The sequence below is a fragment of the Novosphingobium organovorum genome, from assembly GCF_022832435.1.
Lineage (GTDB): Bacteria > Pseudomonadota > Alphaproteobacteria > Sphingomonadales > Sphingomonadaceae > Novosphingobium > Novosphingobium organovorum.
In genome coordinates, this window is record NZ_JALHLF010000184.1 from 1 (window position 1) to 4,483 (window position 4,483).

6 protein-coding genes are annotated in these 4,483 nt (G+C 59.6%); 3 read left to right on the plus strand and 3 right to left on the minus strand.

Annotated elements, in window-relative coordinates; translation table 11 throughout:
• Positions 1 to 302: hypothetical protein (locus MTR62_RS20120; protein WP_244024297.1), on the minus strand; the 302-nt coding region annotated here is incomplete at its 3' end.
• A gap of 149 nt (positions 303 to 451) precedes the next feature.
• On the opposite strand from MTR62_RS20120, the gene MTR62_RS20125 reads away from it, so the two are divergent.
• Positions 452 to 862 (plus strand): hypothetical protein, encoded by a 411-nt coding sequence (locus tag MTR62_RS20125; RefSeq protein WP_244024299.1) that lies wholly within the window; start codon positions 452 to 454, stop codon positions 860 to 862.
• An 851-nt stretch (positions 863 to 1,713) separates the two neighbouring features.
• Here the strand turns inward: MTR62_RS20125 and MTR62_RS20130 are convergent.
• Entirely contained in the window at positions 1,714 to 2,124 is a 411-nt protein-coding gene (locus MTR62_RS20130) for a GNAT family N-acetyltransferase (protein WP_244024301.1), read from the minus strand.
• Positions 2,125 to 2,398: 274 nt separating this feature from the next.
• Between MTR62_RS20130 and MTR62_RS20135 the strand changes: the two genes are divergently transcribed.
• The gene (locus tag MTR62_RS20135) at positions 2,399 to 2,830 is read left to right on the plus strand and encodes a hypothetical protein (RefSeq protein WP_244024303.1); all 432 of its coding nucleotides are present in this window, start codon (positions 2,399 to 2,401) and stop codon (positions 2,828 to 2,830) included.
• A 116-nt stretch (positions 2,831 to 2,946) separates the two neighbouring features.
• Here the strand turns inward: MTR62_RS20135 and MTR62_RS20140 are convergent, their stop codons facing one another.
• Complete coding sequence (locus MTR62_RS20140) at positions 2,947 to 3,282, minus strand: hypothetical protein (protein ID WP_244024305.1); 336 nt, start codon at positions 3,280 to 3,282, stop codon at positions 2,947 to 2,949.
• A gap of 356 nt (positions 3,283 to 3,638) precedes the next feature.
• Between MTR62_RS20140 and MTR62_RS20145 the strand changes: the two genes are divergently transcribed.
• Positions 3,639 to 4,483, plus strand: an 845-nt coding sequence (locus MTR62_RS20145; RefSeq protein ID WP_244024307.1) for a tetratricopeptide repeat protein, incomplete at its 3' end; no start/stop codon positions are given.

Genomic DNA, 4,483 nt, shown 5'->3' on the forward strand with positions numbered 1-4,483 from the left:
AGTGGCGTTTCATCAGAGTTCTCGAACTGGGCTATCGGCATTGCAACTAAATGGCCGATATTGTGGCTTTTTGGAAGGACCTCCAATGGTGGCGAATGTCGGCACCAAATCAACTCACGCCGTTGCGGCATGCGCGTGCATACGTCGACTTGCGCCCCACCACGACTGCTGACGAACCTGCTCGGCGAAGGAAACCGGTCCGACAGGTTTAGGGCGCGCCGGATCAGGCGCTGAGCGACCGACAAGGGCGCGTAGCGGAATTTCGGCACACGCCAACACCTGCTAAAGATCGAGCTGTTCATCCGGAATTAGCCTATCTCGGTCACGACTTCGGTGGAAACNGTAGCGGAATTTCGGCACACGCCAACACCTGCTAAAGATCGAGCTGTTCATCCGGAATTAGCCTATCTCGGTCACGACTTCGGTGGAAACGATGCCCGGAGGCGATGCAATGACTGATTTCAAGCGTCTGGGATGCCTGCTCGCAATCGTCGTTCTATTGGGAGTGGGAGTGGCCGAGCTTCGCTATGTTGAGCGAACAAGAGAAATCGAGGGGACGTGGGTTTTGGGCCACGAAGCTTCCTATTTTTATGAAGGAAAGTTCCCACCGAAGAAGTGTAGTGTAGATTACTGGGCCTCCTGGTTTCAAGACCTTGAAGGAATTGATCCAGAGGCTTCAAAACTTGTAATGACTTGGGGGAACGGTCGGCTTAATCCGACCTTTTCAGTAAGATTTGTTGGTCGTAAGGTTTATTCTTTTTTCCCGACGTTCGGGTATGGTCATCTGAACGCACATCAATCGCAGTATGAGGTCAAGCGGTTGATCACCATTCGACCAATTGCAAGTTGTCGCATCCGCTGATGCCGCGCGAGATTCTCGTACCAAAATGCATCCGGAGAGAGCGGATTGTTGGCCTTGTGGACGTGCTCTATGGCGTCGCCACCTAAACGCCTCAGCGGCAACTTCCCACCCCTTTGGGCCGCTTGTGAACCTGCTCGGCCAGGGAAAGCGGTCGGTCCGCTGCCAAGCGCGCCAAATCGGCCTTCCAACGACCGACAAGGGCGCCTGGCGGCCACTCCCGCCACCGGCGCATGGAGGCCCTTCTGCGCCCGCCCGTTGCCGACATTTTTCCAGATTGCAGGACCTTCCAACAACCGTCATTCTAGCAATACAGTATGTGACTCAAAGAGGCGGCGGTGCATTCTAGTTCAATGAACAGACTGAAGTTTGGGGTGCTGTCGTTCGTCTATGGGGGAGGGGTATTAATACTATATAAACTAGGTATCCATGACCTTACAAGCCCGTGGCTCTGCCTTGCTCTACTCCCTCTCATCGCGATCTACATTGGCGAGCTTACCGGTTGGATTTCATGGTTTAGAGGAATTTCGCTACCCTCCTTGTCGCTTTTCTCGTCAGCGAACTTTTTAGTCTGGCTTTTAAACACTCAATCAAATGTGCCTTCGTGGATTGGGTATCTTATATTGGGTTTGTTCTTCATCGCTTTGGTTTTTGCTTTGCTACGCATATGGACCTATCGGGATGGTCCTCGCAAAGTCAGTTAAGGACCATCCGGCCTCCGAAAGCCGCCGTTCTCGAATCCACCCGATCCCGCCTGCTGCCCGCTCAGATCGACAAGTCTAACCGGACAGGCGGCTTCCTGGCGCGCCAGATCGGCCCTTGAACTACCGACAAGGGCGCGAAGCCGCTGAACATCATACGATCAGTCGATATCGCCGCATGTGCAGGTCGCCGCGCGCATACAGGTCACTGTCATTCGGGACAGCGATCGTCCCTTCGTAGGTGGCTCCAGCTTTCTCCAGCGTGCGGTAGGAAGCAATATTCTCTGGCGTACAAGTTATCCAGATTTCCTCGAACCCATGGCTTCGAGCAATCGAGCGCAATTCAGTCAGCGCCTCACTCGCGTAGCCACAGCCCCGATATTCCGGCTCGACCCGATAGCCGACGTGCCCGCCGTACAGACGCAAGTAGGCTGTGTTGCCGAGGCGGAGCTGGATAGTACCAACCACGTTGCCGTCAGCCACCATGTCGTAGAACTCAGCCGGCACCCATCCGCGTTCTGGATCGGCTTTCGCTACTCTTTGCAACTTCAGCGTGACCGTCACGACTTACCTCTGAGCCTGAGTACCCCTGCCCAATTTGGCTATACATTGAGTGCCATCCGTTTGCATGCTCCTTCCCTGGATCAGCTTCATCGAGAAAGCTGAATATCGGGCAGAAGGTGCTTTCCGGCATGGCGGGTTTCGGGAGCGTGCCTTCGGCCATTGAACGGCCGACAAGGGCGCGTGGCGGGCTGAGCGCGATACAGGCGGACCGCCCCCCTTTGCAGGTATCCAAATACAGGAATAGGGTAGCAGCCATGCATAGGGGGGCGATCTGATGAGCTATGATCTAATGGTTTTCGAACCTGCGGCTGCGCCCGCTTCAAAAGCGGAATTCCTCACATGGTATGAACAGCAAACCGAATGGACGGAGGACCATGGCTATGATGATCTGGCTGTTACCACGCCAAAGTTGCGACAGTGGTATGAGGCAATGGCAGCGGACTTCCCGCCAATGAATGGCCCCGACACGCCAGAAGACCTCGATGATCCAAAAGTCTCCGACTATTCGGTCGGCCAGTCCGTTATTTACGTCGCATTTGCGTGGTCGCAGGCTGAGGCGGCCTACAAGGCCGTAAGGGCTGCCGCAGAAGCAGCCGGGGTTGGCTTTTTTGACGCGAGTGGCACTGATGCAGAGATATGGCTGCCCGGCCAAGTCGCCCCTGCGGTAAAGCCAAATTTTTGGCGTAGACTCCTAGGCCTATCCTGATCGTTCCATGCGCTTCAGGCCCAACCAGAAGCTGGCGGATCGAGTCGACAAGCGTAACGGACTGACGGCTTCCTGGCGCGCCAGCTCGGCCCTCGAACGGCCGGCTAGGGCGCGAATTAGCGATGCCTAGCGAACAGGTCGCGCTGAGCTTGATTGATCGCTCCACTGTCCCAATCCACTTCCCGCTTTGACTGGGGGATATGGGTTCGCCGATCTACATTGTCGTAGAACAGTGTGCCGTGAATGCCGACTACGTCGCGCTTCAAGATCGGGCGGCTCCACATGGGTGCCAGCACCAAACCTGCGGCCTCGTCGCCAAGGCGATCAAGCAAGTCTTCGACCAACTCAATGTCGCGTCCCTGCGGAAAGATGGCATCGAATTCCTCATCTGTCGCTTGGAACACGCTGAATGTAGCATTTACTGCCCCGTCAATGATCTGGATATTCTTCATAACGGGGTTTTGGCACTCGATACGACCGTCAGCAATCCGCGATGGCAAAATCGATGCTGAAAGGCTGAAATGGGCGCTTCCCCGCGCGGTGGGCCGGGGCAAGGTAGGTCAATTTTCTGAACCCCCGGCCGCCGATCACGCCCGTTTTCGACCAGCGGCGGCTGAGCTGCGCCGGGGCGCGCGCGCGGTTGGGGGCAGGCGCGAATGGTCCATTGCCATTGGCGGGCGAATGTCCCATTTCGGCGCTCACACCGGTTACCACGGCATTTACGGCAACAAGGCATCTTATGACGCGGCGCACGCATTCCAGCCCAGTTCGACGTTTTTCGGCGCGGGGGCGTTCGCGCGGCGGACAGGTGAGGGGGCTGGTCGCAGCGCTGGCCCCGGTTCTGGCCCCGGTTCTGGCGGTGCTGGGAGCGGGCGTGGCGGTGCCGGTCGCGGCGAGCGAGGTGGTGCAGGCCTTGCCTAATCCGAACACCGCCAAGCTGTCCGACGCGCTGGCGCGGCTGGGGCGTGATCAGGGCGATCTGGAGGCCCTGCTCGATGCGGGCGATGCCGCGCGCGAGCTGGGCGACTTCGAGGCCGCGCGCCGGTTCTTCGATCGCGCCGCGAAAGTCGCGCCGCAGGACGGGCGGGTGTCGACCGGGCTGGCGCGCACCGCGCTCATGGCGGGCGACCCGGTCAGCGCGATCGCGCAGTTCGACGCGGCGCAAAAGGCCGGGGCGGACCCTCTGGCGATGGCCAGCGACCGTGGTCTGGCGCACGACATGGTGGGCGACAACGCGGGCGCGCAGGTGTTCTACCGCGCGGTTCTGGCCAGGGGCGAGGATGACGGCGTGCGCAACCGGCTGGCAATCAGCCAGGCGATCGCGGGAGACCTTGCCGCTTCGGAGCAGACCCTGATGCCGCTGCTGCGCAAGCAGGACAAGCCAGCCTGGCGCACGCGGGCCTTCACGCTGGCGATCGCGGGCGACACCAAGCAGGCGATCACGTTGGTCGAGACGATCCTGCCCAAGGCGCTGTCGGGGCAGGTCGCGCCGTACTTGCGCTACATGCCGCGCCTCACTTCGGCGCAGCAGGCGGCGGCGGCGAACCTGGGGCGTTTCCCGCGCGCCTCCGAAATTGGCCGCGACGATGCGCGGATTGCCGGGTACACGCCGCCCGCACCCGCGGCCGGTGCGCAGGCTCCGGCGGCGGCGGG